This is a genomic window from Paenibacillus sp. A3 (assembly GCF_001399685.1).
Classification (GTDB): domain Bacteria; phylum Bacillota; class Bacilli; order Paenibacillales; family NBRC-103111; genus Paenibacillus_G.
On the sequence record NZ_JTHN01000094.1, the window covers coordinates 16,373 to 33,725 of the forward strand.

Consider the following 17,353-nt stretch of genomic DNA (forward strand, 5'->3'; position numbering starts at 1 on the left):
TCGGACGATGACAGACGAGGAAGCCTGGGATGAGCGTCACCCGTTCATCGCGCAAATCGAGCGCCGCCTGTTGCCGGAGCTGCGCATCAAGAGTGAGCAGCCGCACGATCCGATCGCCGTATACCGCGTGCCTGTCCCTTGGCGATTGATGGGCGCGGGCAACTATGCGGCGGTTGTCGCGCACCCGGATTACCCGGAGTATGTAGTGAAGGTGTATGCGCCGGGCCGGCCGGGGCTGCAGGAGGAGGCCGAGGTGTACCGCCGTCTGGGGCGGCATCCGGCATATTCGGAGTGCCTGTACTATGGTGGCAGCTATCTGGTGCTGCGGCGGTTGAACGGCATCACGCTGTATGATTGCATCCGAAAGGGCATTCCGATACCCCGGCAGGTGATCGACGATATTGACGAAGCGCTTGCCTATGCGGTAAGCAAAGGGCTACGCCCGCACGACGTTCACGGCAAAAACGTGATGATGCGGGACGGCCGCGGCGTGGTGGTCGACGTGTCGGATTTTTTGAAGCCGGAGCCGTGCAGGATGTGGGACGATCTGAAAAAAGCGTACGACCGGTTTTACCTTCCGCCCCTGCAGCGTGTCCCGATTCCCGGCTTCGTGCTGAATGCGGTCCGGAAAGGCTATCGTTTGCTCAAAAGATAATTTAAATATTGCTGTTCCGGCATGGCGTTCCGGCGAAACCGCCCGGCACTCCGCTGCGTATTGAACCGCAGAGCTACAATAACTTTGGCGTACTTCAGGCGGGAGGCAAAGACAATGTCCATTTTTAAGAAAGTGCTTGCAAGTGTAGGGATCGGTTCGGCGAAGGTGGATACGAAGCTGGAACATGCGCAGGTTTCACCAGGAGAAACGCTTGACGGAGTCGTGCATATTCAAGGCGGCCAATTGGATCAGCAGATTGAAAGCATCTATGTGTATTTGAAAACGCAGTATGTTAGGGAACATAATGATTCGAAAGTGACACACGTAGCGGAGATCGCCAAATACCGCATCACCGACGCCTTCCTGCTGCGAGCCGGCGAGAGCCGGGAGATCCCGTTTACGCTGGCGATTCCCGAATACGCTCCGCTTTCGCTGCGAAACACGCCGGTCTGGGTGGAAACGGGACTCGATATCGACATGGCGGTCGATCCGACCGACCGGGACCACATCGACATCGTTGCGGGCCCGAGCGTGGCTACCGTGATGGAGGCGCTGGATGAGCTCGGCTTCCGTCTGCGCGAGGTCTCCAACGACTACGCGCCAAGATTAGGCGGGCCGCTGCCGTTTGTGCAGGAGTTCGAGTATGTGCCGACGACGAATTTCCGCGGTGCGCTCGACGAGCTCGAAGTGCTCTACTTCCCGAGAGGAAACGATCTGGAGCTGTTCCTGCAGATCGACCGCCGCGCCCGGGGCTTCCGGGGAAGATTGGAAGAACAAATGGGGCTGGACGAAAGCTTCGTCCGCTTGACCATCCCGGGCAGCGAGCTGCGCCGGGGCTCGACAATTGTTGCAGGGCAGCTGCATGACCTCATTTCGCGGTATACTTAATCGTATATTTGCCAGGAAGTCCGTTCCCTCGGGAAACGGGCTTCTTTTTTTTCGCGGCGGCAAGCAGGAGAAGAATGTCCGGCTAGCGAAAAATGTAAGGATATAGGATAATAACCGGACCCTAGGAGAGTATACATATGGCTGAACCGCAAGTGAATATACTGATTGTCGACGATCGGCCGGAACATTTGCTCGCTATGTCTTCCATACTGCAATCTCCCGATTATCGCATCGCCACCGCCAATTCCGGAGAGGAAGCGCTGCGGCAAGTGATGCAGGAGTCTTTCGCCTTGATTCTGATGGATATTGAAATGCCGGGAATGAACGGCTTTGAAACCGTTCGCATGCTGAAATCGCAAGAGCGGTACAGGTCGATTCCCGTGATCTTCGTTACTGCGCTCAGTCAAGCGACGGAGCATATGGTACGAGGCTATGAAATCGGAGCGATCGATTTTATATTCAAGCCGGTGCAGCCGGTTGTGTTAAAAGTAAAGGTCAAGCAGTTCGCAGGCATCTACCGGGACCGGGAGCAGCTTAAGGCGCAAAAAGAGCTGATCACCCGGCGCACGATTGACCTGGAGCAGGCGCATGCCCGGCTTCTGGACAATACGGAAAAGCTTCGGCGGATGGAAGCGATGGCCCGGGCTATCAGCGAGACGTCGACCGACGCTTTCTTGACCGTCGACGCAGAGGGAACGATTCTGTCGGCCAACCCCGCCGTCCGGCCGCTGTTCAGGTACGGCCCGGAGGAGCTGATCGGGAAGCCCGTGTGGCTGGTCGTGCCGTACACCGAGCGGCTGTTCGGCTCGGGGGAAAGCGGCTCCCTGCTGCCGGATTGCGGCACGAGGGAAGCGACGGACGTTACGGCCGTGCGCCGCAGCGGCGGGACGTTCCCCGCCGAGCTGCAGATCGGAAGCGCCTGTATTGGCGACCGGCCGATCTACGTCTGCTCGGTTCGCGACGTGACCGAGCGTAAAATGCAGTATATCCGCATGGAGCAAGCCGTAGAACAGCGCACGTATGCGCTGCGCGAAGCCAACGGAAGGCTTCAGGCGGAAATCCGGCGGCGGCATCAGGTAACCGAGCAGCTGCTGCGGTCGTATGACCGGATCAACGATATTTTGGAGAGCATCACGGACGCATTTTACGCGCTCGACCACGACGGGGCGATCGTCTACATGAACCGTTCGGCCGAGCAGCGCCTCCGCATCGTGAAGGAGCAGGCGCTTGGGCGGCCGTTCTGGGATTATGCGCCGGTGGAACGCTCGAAGTGCTACGATTTGTTTTTGCGCGCAGCCTTGGAGCAAGCGCCGCAGCGGGCGGAATTTTATTCGAATCTGACGGATAGCTGGGTCGAGGTGCGGGCTTTCCCGTCTTCGCTCGGCATCAGCTTATATATTCAGGATACAAACGAGCGGCGGCGCATGGAGCAGGATGCCCGGGAATCGCAGGAGCGGTTTTATACGATTTTTCAGGCGACGCCTTGCCTGATGGCGATTCAGTCGTTAAGCGGCCGGACGTATCTTGACGTCAACGAGAGCTGGATGAAGCATACGGGATACACGTATGAAGAAATGACGTCGGGAGCCGCCAATCTGCAGATGACGCTCATCTCGGACGAAGGGCTGGTCGAGACGGCCCCCGTGGATTTCGCCGATACGGTGACGGACGTGAAGGTACAGTATGTGACCAAGTCGGGTGAGCGGCGGACGGGGCTGTTGTCCACGGAGATCATTGAGACGCCGGATGTGCCGTGCGTGCTGGCGGTCATTACGGATATTACGGACCGGGTGGCGCTAGAGAGGGAGATTGCGCGGCTGGACCGGCTGCATATGATCGGGGAGATGGCTGCAGGCATCGCGCATGAAATCCGCAATCCGATGACGACCGTCCGCGGCTTTCTCCAGCTGATGCGCGCGAAGAAAACCCTCCCGCCCAAGGACATTATCGACGTCATGGTGGAGGAGCTGAACCGCGCCAACGGGATTATCAGCGAGTTTTTGGCGCTGGCCAAAAACAAGACCACCGACCGCCGTCCGCAAAATCTGGCTCAGGTGATCGAGGCCATCGGTCCGCTCATTCAAGCGGAGGCGACGCTGGCCGATAAGCAGCTTCACCTGCGGCTCGAATCGTGTCCCGAGCTGGAGCTCGACGAGAAGGAGATCCGGCAGATGGTATTGAATCTCGCGCTGAACGGGCTCGAAGCGATGGACGCCGGAGGACGGCTCGAAATCGCCACTTACACGGAAGAGTCGGAGGTCGTGCTGGAGGTCAGCGACCAAGGCCACGGCATGGACAAGGACGTACTGGCCAAGGTCGGAACTCCGTTCTTTACGACGAAGGAGCGAGGAACGGGGCTTGGTCTGGCGGTCTGCTTCAGTATCGCCGCCCGGCACGGAGCCAAGCTGACGTGGCAGACCGGACCGGAGGGGACGGCATTCTATGTCCGGTTTGCGGTACCGCCTGAGCCTGTCGCCGCGAACGATCTCTAGCCGATTCCTTCGGTGCGATGTATAAAAGCGGCTTCCGTTTTTCATATTAACTAGGGATAAGCTGGAAAAGAACGCGATCCAAGGAGGAACGATCCATGTCCAAAAGCTTAACGGAAGTGCTGAACACCCAGATAGCGAACTGGAGCCTGCTGTTCATCAAGCTCCACAACTACCATTGGTATGTGAAGGGACCGCAATTTTTCACCCTGCATGTGAAATTCGAAGAACTGTATAACGAGGCGGCCCTTCACATCGACAATTTGGCCGAACGGCTGCTGGCGCTCAAAGGACAGCCGGTCGCCACCATGAAGGAAATTTTGGAGAAAGCGACCCTGCACGAAGCTTCCGGCAGCGAGAATGCCGAGCAGATGGTCCGCTCCATCGCCAACGACTTCGGAACGCTGATCGGAGAGCTGAAGGAAGGGATGGCGATTGCCGAAGCGGCGGATGACGAGACGACCGGCGATATGCTGCTTGCGATCCACAGCGAGCTGGAGAAGCACGTTTGGATGCTTGAATCGTTTTTGGGAAAATAGCGTCCCGGACCGGGGGCATGGCGACTTGCGGATGGCGCAGGGGGCCATGCCTTTTTTTGCCAGTAACGACCTGATTGCCCGCTGCCGCTGTGTAATCGTCGCTTCGGCGGGAAGGCTTGTCGCATATACTGTAGAGCGGAACCCAATCGGCAGACCGCTTGCGGCGCTGCCCAGCAAAGGAGTGACAAAAACAATGAATGCGAGTCCAAATAAAGACGGGGAACGTTTAATGAAGGCCGAGACCCGGCTCGAGAACATCGAAGTCGCCGTTACGCGCATGGAAGAAAAGTTGGACAAGTGGCATGGAAACTATATATCCCGAATGGAATTGAACGAGATGCTGCGCGCTCGCGACGAACGCCTCGAACGGATCGAAAAAGAGCGGCTACTCAACAAGCAGCTTTACCCCGGCTGGATCAATATCCTCATTGCTTTTGCCGCATTGCTTGTTGCGTGGTTCCACAATAAATAAAGCAGCAGAATGAAAAATAGCCCGGACAGGTCGCTTTTCCTCGCGCCGTTTGGGTATAATGGGATGAAAAGGGATGGGAGGCTCTGGCTCTTATGAATCGAACGATTTCCCGGACCGCAGCGGGACTGCTCCTTGCGCTGCTGCTCGCCGGCTGTGAGGAGGAACGTCTGGCGGCCCCTGCCACGGGCACGGCACCTTCTGCCCCGTCTGCGGGCGAAGCGTCCAAAGCTGTCTTTCCTTATAAGCAGGAAACCGTAGCTGCAGGATTGGCCGTGCCGTGGGAAATCGATTTTGCGCCGGATGGCCGTATTTTCTTTACCGAGCGCGGCGGTGCGCTGCGCGTCATCGACAAGGGAAAGCTGATCGAGGAGCCGGTGTTTCAATTTAACGGCAGTTTGTACAAGCAGGGCGAAGCGGGACTGCTTGGCTTTACGCTCGATCCGCAATTTGCACGCAACGGCTATATTTATGCCTACTATACGTATTTCAAAGGCGACCGGCCGTTCAATCGGGTCGTCCGCTTGAAGGAACAGGGCGGGAAAGCCGCGCTGGACAAAGTGCTGCTGGACAACCTGCCGGGCAACCGGATACACGACGGCGGGCGGGTGAAGTTCGGGCCGGACGGCATGCTGTATATTACGAACGGAGACGCCGATGACCGCCCGTCCGCTCAAGATGTGACTGCATTGTCAGGCAAAATATTCCGCATTGCCAGGGACGGCTCCGTGCCGCCGGACAATCCGTTTCCCGGCTCGCCGGTCTACAGCCTCGGCCACCGCAATCCTCAAGGGTTTGCCTGGCATCCGGAGACGAAGCGGCTGTACAGCTCCGAGCACGGCCAGACGGCTCACGACGAGATCAATCTCATCGAGGCCGGGGCCAACTACGGCTGGCCTCTCGTCGAAGGCGACGAGACCGAGATCAAGCCGGCCGATGCCGGGAAAAAAGGACCGGGACCGCTAAGAGCACCGGTCGTGCACAGCCGCGACGTCACGTGGGCGCCGTCGGGCATGACCTTCGTCAGCCGCGGACCGTGGAAAGGGCACCTGCTGGTCGCCAATCTGCGCGGGACGCAGGTGCTGCACATCGTGCTGGCGCAAGACGGCAAGAGCGTCCATTCCGTCGAGCCGCTGCTCGCCGGCGAGCTGGGCCGGCTCCGGACGGTGGCGGAAGCGCCGGACGGTTCGCTCTATGTGCTGACGAACAACCGGGACGGCCGTGGGCAGCCGCAGAAGGACGACGATAAGATCATCCGGTTGATACCGGAATTTAAATCATGAACTAATGGATTGGAGAACGTGAAGCGGGATGCAAGAGCGGGAATTGACGGAATTGACGGGCCGATTGTTTCAGGAAGGGACGCTGATCCAAGCGACGCTGAGCCAGGTGCGGAAAAGCGATCCGGACGGCTGCACGAAGGTGACGGTGAAGCCCGTACAGCTCAAGGGGGCTTTGAACTATCAATTTAGCTCCTTCTGCGGACCAAAGGTGCTGCATGAGAATTTGGCGCCGGAAGCGGCGGAGGCGAGGCTGAACACGCTGCTTGCGGAGCAGTTCCGGCAAGGGCTGCTGCAGACGGGCGAAGCGGACTATCAGGTGCTGATCAGCAAGAAAGGCAAGATCGGCATCCTCCGCAAGCCGGCGACCAAGCAAGCGGCGGGCGGAGCGCCCGCCCATAACCGGAAAAAGAACTACGTGCTGGAGGAAGGCGTTCCCGTTCCTTTTTTGATCGAGCTGGGAATTATGAACGCGCAGGGAAAGGTGCTTGCCCCTAAATACGACAAGTTCCGCCAAATCAACCGGTTTGTCGAAATGATCGCCGATATTTTGCCGCATTTGCCGAAGGACCGGACGCTCACCATCGTCGATTTCGGCTGCGGCAAATCGTATTTGACGTTTGCGATGTATCATTTTCTGAAGGAGATGCAGGGCTTCGACCTGCGCGTCGTCGGCCTTGATCTCAAGGAGGATGTGATCCGGCACTGCAGCGCGCTTGCGGAAAAGCTCGGCTATGACGGGCTGCGGTTCCTTGTCGGCGACATCGCCAAGTATGACGAGCTTCAGCAGGTCGACATGGTCGTGACGCTGCATGCCTGCGATACGGCGACCGATGCGGCGCTGGAGAAGGCGGTCCGCTGGGACGCTTCCGTCATCTTGTCCGTGCCTTGCTGCCAGCATGAGCTGTTCCGGCAGGTGCGCAGCGACGTGCTCGGTCCGCTGCTGCAGCACGGCATTTTGAAGGAGCGGTTTTCCGCGCTGGCCACGGATGCGATTCGGGCGAAGCTGCTCGAACTGGTCGGCTACAAGACGCAGCTGCTTGAATTCATCGATCTGGAGCATACGCCGAAAAATATTTTAATCCGGGCGGTTCGAAGCGACCAACAGCCGAAACCCGCCGAACGGACCAAGCTGGCGGAGGAGTACCAAGGATTCCGGAATTTCCTGCAGGCGGAGCCATACTTGGAACGGGCGCTGCAGGACAAGCTGGACCCTTGGCTGAAGCCGTAAATTTCAGTTAGAGAGGGAGTCCCATGACATAAGTGGGGCTTTCTCTCTTTTTTTGTCCTTTTCCATTCATTTGTCCTAAAATTCGACAAAACTTCTTCGCTTCTTGTGAAACTTTTCTCCTAGTTTCCGTAGTACAATGGAAGTTAAACTCCAATTGGAATATGGTTCCATCCATGGATTGGAAAAACTGAGAACCGAGGTGCTTGTATCATGAGAAATCCACTTCATTCGTTAACGGGCCGATTTATGGTGTACAGCAGCCTGGTGCTCCTGCTCTTAATGGGTGTGGTGTTCGCTTATCAAAGCAGCATCATTCGCCGCCATGCGGAAGCTTCGTTGTTCGACAAAGGACGGACGATGGCCATATCGTTATCCAAAAGCTTACAGAGCCTGACCGAGTCGGATCTGCGTACCGGGGTGACGTTGCGAGACGGTAAAAAGCTGTCCGGCGAAGAGCTGCGGACCCGGTTGTTCGACGACCGGCTGGAGCCGATCGCCGCGAGCCGCGAGGAAGCGGAGAAGCGGTCGAAGGATAAGGAATACGCTTCGGCGAAGCAGAAACGATTCGACGGCCAAGACATCCCGCTCGCGCAATACGAGCTGAAATATACCAGCGCTTACGGTGCTTACACGGATGAACGGTGGCAGGCGCTGGTCGACGGATTTTTGACCGACCCGCAGATCGTGTTCGCCGTTCCGATCGCCTACTCGGCGAATCCGGACGCGGTCGGCTTCATCGCGACGCACAACAGCAGCTACAGCCCGCAAGGCGAGGCTTCGAAGGACCGCTGGGGAGCGGAGGGGCGGCTTAGCCAAAAATACCGGGCTAATCGCGTATTCAACGACCCGACGGGCTATGCGGCTGCGGCGTATAAGGACACTTCCGATGTGCTGCTGCAAAAATACCCGCGAAGCGTGGAAGGACACGTCGTCGAGACGTGGGACATGTCTTACCCCCTTTTCTTCGAGGGCAAGCATTGGGGGGCTGTTCGCGTTGCGCTCAATAAGGAAAAATCGGACGCGCTGATCGCGCAGCAGCAGCTCACGGTCGCCGCAGAGCTTCTGATCGTGCTGCTTGTTGTGCTTGGCTTGCTGTTCGCGCTGGCGAAGTTTTCCGTCGCCCGCAAGCTTCAGGCGATGCTGGATGCGACGGCAAATCTCAACTCGCAGGAAGCGGATTTGACCTATCGCCTTGCCGTAAGAGGCAAGGACGAGATGGGGCGGCTTTCGGGGGAGATCAACCGGTTTATCGCCCACTTGCAGCAAATGATGAAGGGGATGCATGCTCTTTCCCTTCGGGTAACGGACGGCTCGCACCAGCTGGCGGCGCATGCCGTGCAATCCCGCGAAGCTTCGGAGGCGATTGCGCATACGCTGGACGAACTGGCGGCGGGCGCCGAAAGCCAAGCCGTCAGCGCCGGGGATAGCGCCAAGGCAATGGAGGAGATGGCGGCGGGCATTCAGCGCATCGCCGAGGCGTCGGCCCACGTTACGGAGGCGTCGCTCGCGATGGTGCAGGAGGCCGAGGCGGGCAACCGCACCTCGGTTGGAGCCATGGAGCAGATGGGGACGATGCGCCAGTCGGCGCAGCAGGTCGGCCAAGCGATCAGGGAGCTGGAAGGCCGCATGCAGTCGGTGCAGGAGATGGCCGGCGCCATATCCGGCATTGCGTCCCAGACGAGCCTGCTCGCGCTGAACGCGGCTATTGAAGCGGCCCGGGCCGGAGAGCACGGCCGAGGCTTTGCGGTCGTCGCGGGCGAGGTGCGCAAGCTGGCCGAGCAGTCCGAGGCGTCGGCGCAGCGCATTCAGGAGCAGATCGAAGACATACAGGCCTCGATGGCTTCGGCGGTAGCCGCTATGGCTAAGGGCGGCCGCGAGGTGGAGAAAGGCGTCGGGGAAGTCGGGCAGGCCGGCGCGGCATTCGAACGGATCTTGACGATGGCGCAGGGCATCACGGCGCAAATTCAGGAGATATCGGCCGCCTCCGAGCAGTTGTCCGCCGGCACCGAGGAGGTGACGGCCGGCATCGAGGAGATGGCCCGCATCGCAGGGAGCGCCTCGGAGCAGACGCTGCGGGCGGCGGCGGCATCCGCCGGTCAGCTCGACCTTGCAGGTCAGGCGTCAGGGGAAGCCGAACAGCTTCGGAAGGCGGCGGACGAGCTACAGCAAACCGCAGGACGGTTCAAAGTATAACCGCGTCCTGCGGTTTTTCTTTTGGCTCCGCTGTGTGTCTGTGTTGGAGTGGCTGTGCTACAATGAGGCTACTTGGGTGTGAAACGAATGAACGGGAGGCGATGCATCGATGGCAGCAGATAAGGAACGTCCCCGCTTGACCGGGTTGCCGCCGGTCGCGGATGAGCGCTGCCGGCTGCTGATTCTCGGATCGATGCCGGGGGAGGCGTCGTTGCGGGCGCAGCAGTATTACGGCCATCCGCGCAACGGCTTCTGGCCGCTTCTCTACGCGCTGCTGGACGGCGGGGAGCCGGCTGCGGCATACGAGGATCGGCTCCGCTTTGCGTTATCCCGCGGCGTAGCGCTGTGGGACGTGCTCGCGGCCTGCGAGCGCGAAGGCAGTCTCGACACGGCGATCCGCCGTCCGGAGGCCAACGATTTCGCGCGGTTCTACGCGGCGTATCCGGGCATCCGCCATGTTTTCTTCAACGGCAGCACGGCGGCGGACCTGTACCGCAGGCAGGTCATGAAGGGGGCCGCGGACGACGGAAAGAGCTATACGCTGTTGCCGTCGTCGAGCCCGGCGCGGGCCATGTCGCAAGCGGCCAAGCTGGAAGCATGGCAGCCTGTGCGGGAAGCTTGGCTCGCCGTCCGCGGCTAGCGGCACAGCGGGACGGATTATTCCTTCTCCTTCTGGGTGGCTCCGATCTGATTGACTGTGGTTTTCACCTGATTGAGCGTATCGTTAACGAATTCCATATCTTGATTTTGGACTTTCATCGAAGCCGTGCTTTCGTAATTGCCATCGTGCTTTTTATTTTCCGACATGTCGTTCCCTCCTTTCGGGATAAGGTTAAATATCGTCAGTTCATGCTTAACGTGCGCAGCCTGCCCGGAAAATATTCTCTTTTTCCAAAAGGCATACTTAGTGAAATCCCATTTCTGCAAGCGACGAGAGGAGGATGCCGGATGGCAAGACAGACGAGCCAAGTTCCGTTCGGGTACGAACTGCCGAATGGGCGCGATACGGACCGCGGAAGCTTGTGGATTTACGATGCGTTCGAGGATTATACGGAGCAGGAGCTCGTGCGCGTCCTTGCGCTGGCGAGCGGGCGCGGCATCGCCAAGGCGGTCTTTTACCCGCTGCACGAGGAGACGGTCCGGCGCATGGAGAAACGGCGTTCCGTAGCTCCCTACTACGAGAGGGTCGAAGCGCTGGAGGCGCTGCTCGCCGCTTCGGACACGGATGCCGATTATGCCGTTGAACCGTTCGAGGGGAAGCGTAAGAAGTACACTCCTGTAGACACCGCTTTCCGGTTCCTGGAAGAGAAATACGCCGCTCCCCATTTCGTTTGGATGACCAAGACGACAGCCGAGCTGCTCGCAGGCTACGAGTCGTTCGAGACATGGATCAAAAAAATCCGCTGGTTCGTGAGCGAGGAGGGAGGTCCGGTCACGCATCCCCGGCTGCAAGCGTATGCCCACCGTTGGGACCCGGTCTGAAGGCCTGGTTCGGATTGCATCCCCTGAAAATGGCATGAAAGCCCGAACCCTATAACGAACTCTGTTCGAAAAACAACGGGCGACAGCTTCCAATGCCTGTTACAGGGGGAGAGAAACGATGGGGAAACTTAAAAAAACGGTCGTGTGGGTTATTGCAGCCGCGCTTTTGGGCGGACTGGTTTATGGCGTCACTTGGGTGGGCGATGCGCCCGTATCGGCAGAAATATCGACGGAAGCCAAAGGGCGGTTCGTCGGCTTGACGGACGGCAGCAAACAAATCAAAGTGTCTTACGACGGAACGGAAAAGACTTATCCGCTGACTGCGGACGTATGGGTATACCGCAATTTGCAAAAAGCGGCGATCACGGATTTGAAACCGGGCGATTCGCTGGACATTATATTGAACAGCAAAAATCAAGCCGCCTACATTAAGGCGGCGGCACCCGAACAAACCGCTGCGCCGCAGAGCCCGGCCCCGCCGGCCGCCGAGCCGAACGCGGCGGCGGCGCAAGGCTCCGGCGCATCGCAGGGGCCTGCCGCGCCTGCGTCTTCCGGCAGCAAGGCCACCGTGCCGCCGGCCGGTCCGGCGCCTACGCCTGCGGCCTCGACTTCGGCTTCGGCTGATCGTGCGTTTGCCGCGGAATCGGCTAAGCCGGCGGCAAACGGGAGCTGGCCTTGGGAGCGGCTGTCGTTGGAGCTGAAAAGCCGGGAGCTGGCTTTGAAGGTAAAGCAGGAGCAGACGGACAAGGGCGATGAGGCCGACGTTTATATCCAAACCAAGGATCGCGCGGTCGTTCATCTGAACGGAGCGCAGGCGGAGCAATTGCTTCTTCTGCTGATGCAGGGGCTGCCTTCGGAGAAAGACGCTTGGGAGAAGGCGCTCAAGCAGCGCTTGGCGGCGCAGTTCAAGCTGAAGGACGATTCGCCGGATTGGAAGATCGACGTGAAGTGGAAAGACGACGCCAAATTCGTCCGTACGCCGCCGGTACAGGCCGGGAAGCCGGAGTTTAACGGCCACGGAGCGGACAAGGAGCACGGAAAAGGCAAGAATAAGGAGAAAGAAAAAGAAAAAGAAAAAGAAAAAGAAAAAGCGAAAAACCGCGATAAGCACGACGATGAGAATGACGACTGATCGGAGGGCTTTCGCTTTCACCGCCTGCACAACGGCAGCCCGTCTGGAGATGATTAACGCTCCGGGCGGGCTGCTTTTTTTGCTGCGTTCGTCTAACCGCTCTAGTCCTCGGGAGTCCGGTCCAAATACAAACGGGAGACGAGAGTGGCATCTCCGCACCGCACTTCTTCCTCCGTCGCCTTTTCCTCCAAAGGATCGTGTGTATTCATGCCCGGGGCGATGGTCGGTTCGTTGGGCCGCCGCGCCTCTTCTTTCTTGCCGGTCACAATTACTTCTCTCCTTCCGTCTTAGAATAGGCAATCAGCGTAATCGGACTGCCGGTCAGTTCGGCTAACCGCTCTTCCGTCTGTTGAATGATATCGATGACTTTTTCTTGCTCGAGAAGCGGGGCGATTTGGTAATCGGTCGTTTCGATTTTCACGGGCGTTGGGCCTCCTGTATGGGATAATATCGATTTCCCGGTTAGAATTCCCTTCGGGAAACCCCCGCATGCGTGGAAGGCGATGGAAACCGGTCTGGAAAAAAACGCAAATACATGGCTCGGTATCACACCGCTGTGTTATATTGAAGCTACTGTTCCGGGAACACGGTGAAACGACGAAGGGGGAAGGAACCGCATGAAATGGAACCGCTTGGCCGTGATGGCGAGCATCGTGCTCGCCGTGCTGATTTCGTCGATGGATACGACGATCATGAATACGACGATGCCGCGGATCGCGGAGGAGCTCGGGGATGTGAAGCTGTACGCGTGGAGCTTTGCTTCTTACATGATTTTATGTACGATCGTGACGCCGCTCAGCGGCAGGCTTTCGGATTTGTTCGGACGCAAAAAAGTGCTGTCGGTCGGCATTTTGGTGTTCTTGCTCGGGTCCGTGCTGTGCGGTACGGCAGCGACGATGATACAGCTCGTGCTGTACCGGGGGCTGCAAGGGCTCGGCGCTGGCGCGATGATCGCGTTCCCGGCCATTATCGCCGGGGATTTATTCCCGGTGGAAGCGCGGGGCAAAATCCAGGCGTTCTTTACGGGCATGTGGGGCATCTCGTCGGTGCTGGCGCCGCTGCTTGGCAGCTTGGTCATCGAGCATTTAAGCTGGCGGTGGATTTTTTATATCAATATTCCGATTTGTCTGGCGTCGCTGCTGCTGCTTGTGCCCTACCGGGAAGTGTACGAGGCCCGCAAAAGCCGGATTAACTACTGGGGAGCCCTCTGGTTCGGACTCGGCATCGGGCTGCTGCTGTTCAATACGGTGGTGAGCGAGGGCTTTCTGCTGTATACGGCGGGCGGTGCGTTATTTTTGCTGCTGTTCGTGTACAACGAGCGGAGACATCCTTCACCGATTATGCCGATGGCGCTGCTTAAGAACGGCTCCGTCGCCTGGATGAACCTGAATGGCTTTTTGACCTGCGCGGCGTTGTTCGGCACGTCCAGCTACATTCCGTTTTATTTGCAGCAGCACGGGTACTCGCTTTTCGTCAGCGGGCTGTCGCTGCTCGGCATGTCCGTCGGATGGATTCTTGTAGGCGTTCCGGCCGGCAAATGGGTGCTGCGCTACGGCTACCGGCCGCTGCTTTTTACAGGCAATGTGCTGCTGGTGCTGTCCGGGCTGCTGCTGCTGTTTTTGCCGGACCAGGGAGGCTTCTGGTACGTCAATGCGATCATGGTGCTGCAAGGACTGGCATACGGGCTGCTCTATACCGTGTCGGTCATCGGAGTGCAGCAGCTTGTCGCCGCCGATCAAAAAGGGATTTCCACGTCGCTGCAGGTCTTCTCACGGAATATCGGCACGGCGGCCGGGGTTACGATTATGGGCGCGCTTCTGACGTCGGCGCCGGCTTTTATGACGGGCATCCACCGGCTGTTTCTGTACGGGTTTATCGTCAGTTTGGTCGCGCTGGTGTCCACGGTTTTTCTTTTTACGCGCCGCACGGTGTCGATTTCCGGGAGCGGGGCTTAAGAGCGGCGGCGCGAAAAGCCATCGAAAGAACAAAGGGCGGTCTGCTGAATGCAGAACGCCCTTTGTTGTCGCGCAGCCTTTCTTCAGTCGAGGTACCATTCGCCGGACCAAGGATCTTGCACCCAACGGGTATGATGGTGAAAATGATGCCCCCACGGACTATGCCAATGATGGTGGTGCGGATGGAATCCAAACGGATGGAAGCCGTGGGGATGGAAGCCATGCGGATGAAAACCATGCGGATGGAAACCGTGGGGGTGGAAGCCATGTGGATGGAAGCCGTGGGGATGCCAGTGATGCGGATGATGCGGACGGATGTAGTCGAACTCCTCTGCGGTTTCGGTTTCGATTATCGTCTCTTGAGACATGTTGATTTCTCCTCTCTGATTAGAACATACTCCACCATATGTCAGAGAGGAGGAATTGGGCACTTATCCATCTTAAAAATGGGCTTAATTATCTTGTTTTTTTCTTAACCAGCCGGGACGGTGCGTTTCCGGCTGGCCGCCGCGCTCCTGCGGTTCCCCCGTTTCCGGCGTGCGTCCGTCTCTTCCGAGCGGTGAGCGCAGCTGCGCCTCCTCCAGGGCCCGGCGCACTTCTTCAGGTACCGGAAAATCCGTCACCGGGGTATCCTTCAGCGCTCGGGTCATGATTTCCCGAAACAGTTGAGCAGGCACCGCACCGCCCGATGTCGTCAAATAGTGGGTCTTGTCCGTCTGATCGTACCCAAGCCAAATGGCGGCCGTCAGCTCGGGGGTGAAGCCTACGAACCAGGCGTCCTTAGCGCCGTTCCGGCCGATCGCCTCGAATTCGGCCGTTGCGGGCAGCTGCGTCGTCCCCGTCTTGCCTGCGGCGGGACGGCCGCTGAGCGCGGCAGCTATCCCCGCTCCTTGCGCGACGGTTTCTTGCAGCAGCCTCGTCAGCGTATAGGCGTAGACCGGCTCCGTCAGCTTGGCCGTCAGCGGCTTGGCTTCAACGAGCGTATGGCCGTCCTTGGTCGTAATTTTGGTGATGGCGTGGGCGTTCTGCATCACGCCTTCGTTGGCTATGGCGCCGTACGCCTGCGCCATCTGCAAGGGCGAGACGCCTTCGGACAAGCCGCCGAGCGCAAGGCTCAAGTTGCGGTCCGCCGGAGGCAGAGCGATCCCGGCCTTACGCACATAGTTCATCCCGGCGTCGATGCCGATTTCATTCAGCAGCCAGACGGCCGGAATATTCCACGAACGCATCACGGCCTCCCGAAGCGAGACTTGTCCCCTCGTCTGTCCGTCCCAATCCTTGGGACGGTACCCGGAAATATCGAGCTGGCCGTCATACAAGATCGACTCCGGCGTATAGCCAAGCTCAAGCGCAGGCCCATAGACTGCCAGCGGCTTAAACGACGAGCCGGGCTGCCGCTTCAGCTCGGTGGCCCGGTTGAAGCCGCGGTAGGTTTGATCCCCCCGCGCACCGACGATCGCACGGATGCCGCCGGTTCGCTGGTCCAGCACGACCGCTCCGCTCTGCACCGGGCGGTCGGGAGGACTTTGCGGGAAGAGCGCATCGGTGCGGTACACCTCTTCCGCCGCCTGCTGCACCTTAAGGTCCATCGCGGTATGAATCCGCAGGCCGAGCGTCAAAATCTGCTGCTCCGTAAAGCCGTAAAGCTTCTCGGCTTCATCCATGACGTAGTCGACATAGGAAGGGTGCCGCCCCTTCAGCGACTCTCCGTTGTTCGGCTTAAGCGCAATCGGCTCAGCGACGGCCTTGTCGTAGGCGGCGTCGCTGATGAAATGCTGCTCCTTCATCAGCGACAGCACGAGATTTCGCCGCTCCAGCGCCTTGTCCGGATGCCGCACCGGAGAGTAGAGTGAAGGAGCTTTGGGCAGACCGGCCAGCACGGCCGATTCGGCAAGTGTCAGCTGCTGAACGGATTTGCCGAAGTATTGCTGCGCCGCCCCTTCGACGCCCCAGCGCCCTTCGCCGAAGTAAATGCTGTTCAGATATAGCTCCAAAATTTCGTCTTTGCTGTAAGCAAAATTGATTTTTATCGCGTAGCCGAGCTCCTTGAATTTGCGGTTGAACGATTTGTCCGAGTCGAGAAACAAATTTTTGGCAAGCTGCTGCGTGATCGTGCTGCCGCCTTCCTCCAGGGCTCCGGCTTTCAAGTCGCGGATCAGCGCGCGGCCGATCGACCACACGTCGAAGCCGGCATGATCGTAAAAACGCCGGTCTTCTACCGCAACGACGGCATTCCGCAAATCCAGCGGAATTTGGCCGAGCGGGACCGGGACGATTCGGGAGGAGGACAGCTGCGATACCGGCTTCCCCCCGGCGTCCATGACGAAGCTCGGCTCGGGGAGCGGATGCTCCAGCTTGCTGATGTCCAGACCGCGTACCCATACGGCAGCAGCGCCAAGACCGGCTGCCCCGGCCGCAAAACAGAGCAGCCCTGCCGTCCACAGCCACCGCCGCCCCCGGAACCTGCGCGCTTTCTTCGTCTCTCGCGCCGCCGTGCTGCCGCTGCCCGGCGCAGGCTCCCGTGCCTCGCGTGCTGCAGCACGGCTATCGGTCGCCGCATTTGCCCGTTCCTTCCGCGCCGCTGCTTCGCCAGTGTCACCCGGTGCAGTCTCACGTGCCTTGCGTCCCGGAGGGCGGAAATCGCCTGCCGCCTGTCTGCGGCTCGGATCATCCTGCCCCGTACTGCCGGCTCTGCGCCACGTGGACCGGGCCGCCTGCCGCGCTTCGTCTGCCGCGCGGCTTCCTCCGCTGGAGGCTCTATACGACTGCCCCTCGCGTTTCGGCGAGGAGCCCGTGCCAGGCTTTGCTGTCGGCCTCCAACGAAACATCCGGAATAAGCTCATGGCAGATAGTCCCCCTTTTTGTCGCTACGGAATGTTCGCCACTCTAGCGCAAAATAATCAATGCTAATAATATTCGCGCCGGACACCCTGTTTCGGCAGGTGGACAAGCAAAAAAGGAGCCTCCACAGGAAGCTCCAACAGGTTGTTGAGTATGTGGCTAATATAAAAATAGAGATAAATACGCAGGTGGGGTATCT

17 protein-coding genes are annotated in these 17,353 nt (G+C 59.0%); 12 read left to right on the forward strand and 5 right to left on the reverse strand.

Features of this window, described 5'->3' with window-relative positions:
• Positions 1 to 7: 7 nt before the first annotated feature.
• From QJ48_RS14530 to QJ48_RS14570, 9 genes are all read left to right on the forward strand, one after another.
• The gene (locus QJ48_RS14530; RefSeq protein WP_054974300.1) at positions 8 to 655 is read left to right on the forward strand and encodes a hypothetical protein; all 648 of its coding nucleotides are present in this window, start codon (positions 8 to 10) and stop codon (positions 653 to 655) included.
• A gap of 114 nt (positions 656 to 769) precedes the next feature.
• Entirely contained in the window at positions 770 to 1,543 is a 774-nt protein-coding gene (locus QJ48_RS14535; protein ID WP_054974284.1) for a sporulation protein, read from the forward strand.
• A gap of 137 nt (positions 1,544 to 1,680) precedes the next feature.
• Complete coding sequence (locus QJ48_RS14540; RefSeq protein ID WP_054974285.1) at positions 1,681 to 4,035, forward strand: PAS domain S-box protein; 2,355 nt, start codon at positions 1,681 to 1,683, stop codon at positions 4,033 to 4,035.
• Between the two features lie 95 nt (positions 4,036 to 4,130).
• The gene (locus QJ48_RS14545; RefSeq protein WP_054974286.1) at positions 4,131 to 4,571 is read left to right on the forward strand and encodes a Dps family protein; all 441 of its coding nucleotides are present in this window, start codon (positions 4,131 to 4,133) and stop codon (positions 4,569 to 4,571) included.
• Positions 4,549 to 5,043 (forward strand): hypothetical protein, encoded by a 495-nt coding sequence (locus QJ48_RS14550; protein WP_157261633.1) that lies wholly within the window; start codon positions 4,549 to 4,551, stop codon positions 5,041 to 5,043. The genes QJ48_RS14545 and QJ48_RS14550 overlap by 23 nt, the downstream gene beginning before the upstream one ends.
• Before the next feature lie 92 nt (positions 5,044 to 5,135).
• The gene (locus QJ48_RS14555) at positions 5,136 to 6,323 is read left to right on the forward strand and encodes a sorbosone dehydrogenase family protein (RefSeq protein ID WP_054974288.1); all 1,188 of its coding nucleotides are present in this window, start codon (positions 5,136 to 5,138) and stop codon (positions 6,321 to 6,323) included.
• A 28-nt stretch (positions 6,324 to 6,351) separates the two neighbouring features.
• On the forward strand, positions 6,352 to 7,551 hold the full coding sequence (locus QJ48_RS14560; RefSeq protein WP_054974289.1) for an SAM-dependent methyltransferase: 1,200 nt from the start codon (positions 6,352 to 6,354) through the stop codon (positions 7,549 to 7,551).
• A 210-nt stretch (positions 7,552 to 7,761) separates the two neighbouring features.
• On the forward strand, positions 7,762 to 9,744 hold the full coding sequence (locus tag QJ48_RS14565; protein ID WP_063858091.1) for a methyl-accepting chemotaxis protein: 1,983 nt from the start codon (positions 7,762 to 7,764) through the stop codon (positions 9,742 to 9,744).
• 109 nt (positions 9,745 to 9,853) lie between these two features.
• On the forward strand, positions 9,854 to 10,384 hold the full coding sequence (locus tag QJ48_RS14570) for a DNA-deoxyinosine glycosylase (protein WP_054974291.1): 531 nt from the start codon (positions 9,854 to 9,856) through the stop codon (positions 10,382 to 10,384).
• A gap of 17 nt (positions 10,385 to 10,401) precedes the next feature.
• Here QJ48_RS14570 and QJ48_RS38090 read toward each other — a convergent pair whose 3' ends face one another.
• Positions 10,402 to 10,551 (reverse strand): hypothetical protein, encoded by a 150-nt coding sequence (locus tag QJ48_RS38090; RefSeq protein WP_193394444.1) that lies wholly within the window; start codon positions 10,549 to 10,551, stop codon positions 10,402 to 10,404.
• Positions 10,552 to 10,692: 141 nt separating this feature from the next.
• Here QJ48_RS38090 and QJ48_RS14575 point away from each other — a divergent pair, with 141 nt between their 5' ends.
• Positions 10,693 to 11,226 carry a hypothetical protein gene (locus tag QJ48_RS14575; protein WP_054974292.1) on the forward strand — a complete coding sequence of 178 codons (534 nt, stop codon included), beginning with the start codon at positions 10,693 to 10,695 and terminating at the stop codon, positions 11,224 to 11,226.
• Positions 11,227 to 11,344: 118 nt separating this feature from the next.
• Positions 11,345 to 12,358, forward strand: a complete 1,014-nt coding sequence (locus QJ48_RS14580) for a hypothetical protein (protein WP_054974293.1) — start codon at positions 11,345 to 11,347, stop codon at positions 12,356 to 12,358.
• Positions 12,359 to 12,459: 101 nt separating this feature from the next.
• Here QJ48_RS14580 and QJ48_RS36890 read toward each other — a convergent pair whose 3' ends face one another.
• Together QJ48_RS36890 and QJ48_RS14585 are read right to left on the reverse strand one after the other, a co-directional pair.
• Positions 12,460 to 12,624 carry a hypothetical protein gene (locus QJ48_RS36890; RefSeq protein ID WP_157261634.1) on the reverse strand — a complete coding sequence of 55 codons (165 nt, stop codon included), beginning with the start codon at positions 12,622 to 12,624 and terminating at the stop codon, positions 12,460 to 12,462.
• 2 nt (positions 12,625 to 12,626) lie between these two features.
• Positions 12,627 to 12,779 carry a hypothetical protein gene (locus tag QJ48_RS14585; protein WP_193394445.1) on the reverse strand — a complete coding sequence of 51 codons (153 nt, stop codon included), beginning with the start codon at positions 12,777 to 12,779 and terminating at the stop codon, positions 12,627 to 12,629.
• Positions 12,780 to 12,975: 196 nt separating this feature from the next.
• On the opposite strand from QJ48_RS14585, the gene QJ48_RS14590 reads away from it, so the two are divergent.
• Complete coding sequence (locus QJ48_RS14590; protein WP_054974294.1) at positions 12,976 to 14,313, forward strand: MFS transporter; 1,338 nt, start codon at positions 12,976 to 12,978, stop codon at positions 14,311 to 14,313.
• 83 nt (positions 14,314 to 14,396) lie between these two features.
• On the opposite strand, the gene QJ48_RS35930 is transcribed toward QJ48_RS14590, so the two are convergent.
• Positions 14,397 to 14,681 carry a hypothetical protein gene (locus tag QJ48_RS35930; protein ID WP_082420505.1) on the reverse strand — a complete coding sequence of 95 codons (285 nt, stop codon included), beginning with the start codon at positions 14,679 to 14,681 and terminating at the stop codon, positions 14,397 to 14,399.
• Between the two features lie 84 nt (positions 14,682 to 14,765).
• A complete protein-coding gene (locus QJ48_RS14600; protein ID WP_054974296.1) occupies positions 14,766 to 17,156 on the reverse strand; it encodes a transglycosylase domain-containing protein in 2,391 nt (796 codons plus the stop codon).
• Positions 17,157 to 17,353: the final 197 nt, after the last annotated feature.

Bases quoted from the DNA above. Each gene is read 5' to 3' on its own strand.
- QJ48_RS38090 (WP_193394444.1), bottom strand. From the start codon at position 10,551: ATGTCGGAAAATAAAAAGCACGATGGCAATTACGAAAGCACGGCTTCG.
- QJ48_RS14575 (WP_054974292.1), top strand. From the start codon at position 10,693: ATGGCAAGACAGACGAGCCAAGTTCCGTTCGGGTACGAACTGCCGAAT.
- QJ48_RS14590 (WP_054974294.1), top strand. From the start codon at position 12,976: ATGAAATGGAACCGCTTGGCCGTGATGGCGAGCATCGTGCTCGCCGTG.
- QJ48_RS14560 (WP_054974289.1), top strand. From the start codon at position 6,352: ATGCAAGAGCGGGAATTGACGGAATTGACGGGCCGATTGTTTCAGGAA.
- QJ48_RS14555 (WP_054974288.1), top strand. From the start codon at position 5,136: ATGAATCGAACGATTTCCCGGACCGCAGCGGGACTGCTCCTTGCGCTG.
- QJ48_RS14600 (WP_054974296.1), bottom strand. From the start codon at position 17,156: ATGAGCTTATTCCGGATGTTTCGTTGGAGGCCGACAGCAAAGCCTGGC.
- QJ48_RS14545 (WP_054974286.1), top strand. From the start codon at position 4,131: ATGTCCAAAAGCTTAACGGAAGTGCTGAACACCCAGATAGCGAACTGG.
- QJ48_RS14540 (WP_054974285.1), top strand. From the start codon at position 1,681: ATGGCTGAACCGCAAGTGAATATACTGATTGTCGACGATCGGCCGGAA.
- QJ48_RS14530 (WP_054974300.1), top strand. From the start codon at position 8: ATGACAGACGAGGAAGCCTGGGATGAGCGTCACCCGTTCATCGCGCAA.
- QJ48_RS35930 (WP_082420505.1), bottom strand. From the start codon at position 14,681: ATGTCTCAAGAGACGATAATCGAAACCGAAACCGCAGAGGAGTTCGAC.
- QJ48_RS14580 (WP_054974293.1), top strand. From the start codon at position 11,345: ATGGGGAAACTTAAAAAAACGGTCGTGTGGGTTATTGCAGCCGCGCTT.
- QJ48_RS14565 (WP_063858091.1), top strand. From the start codon at position 7,762: ATGAGAAATCCACTTCATTCGTTAACGGGCCGATTTATGGTGTACAGC.
- QJ48_RS14570 (WP_054974291.1), top strand. From the start codon at position 9,854: ATGGCAGCAGATAAGGAACGTCCCCGCTTGACCGGGTTGCCGCCGGTC.
- QJ48_RS14535 (WP_054974284.1), top strand. From the start codon at position 770: ATGTCCATTTTTAAGAAAGTGCTTGCAAGTGTAGGGATCGGTTCGGCG.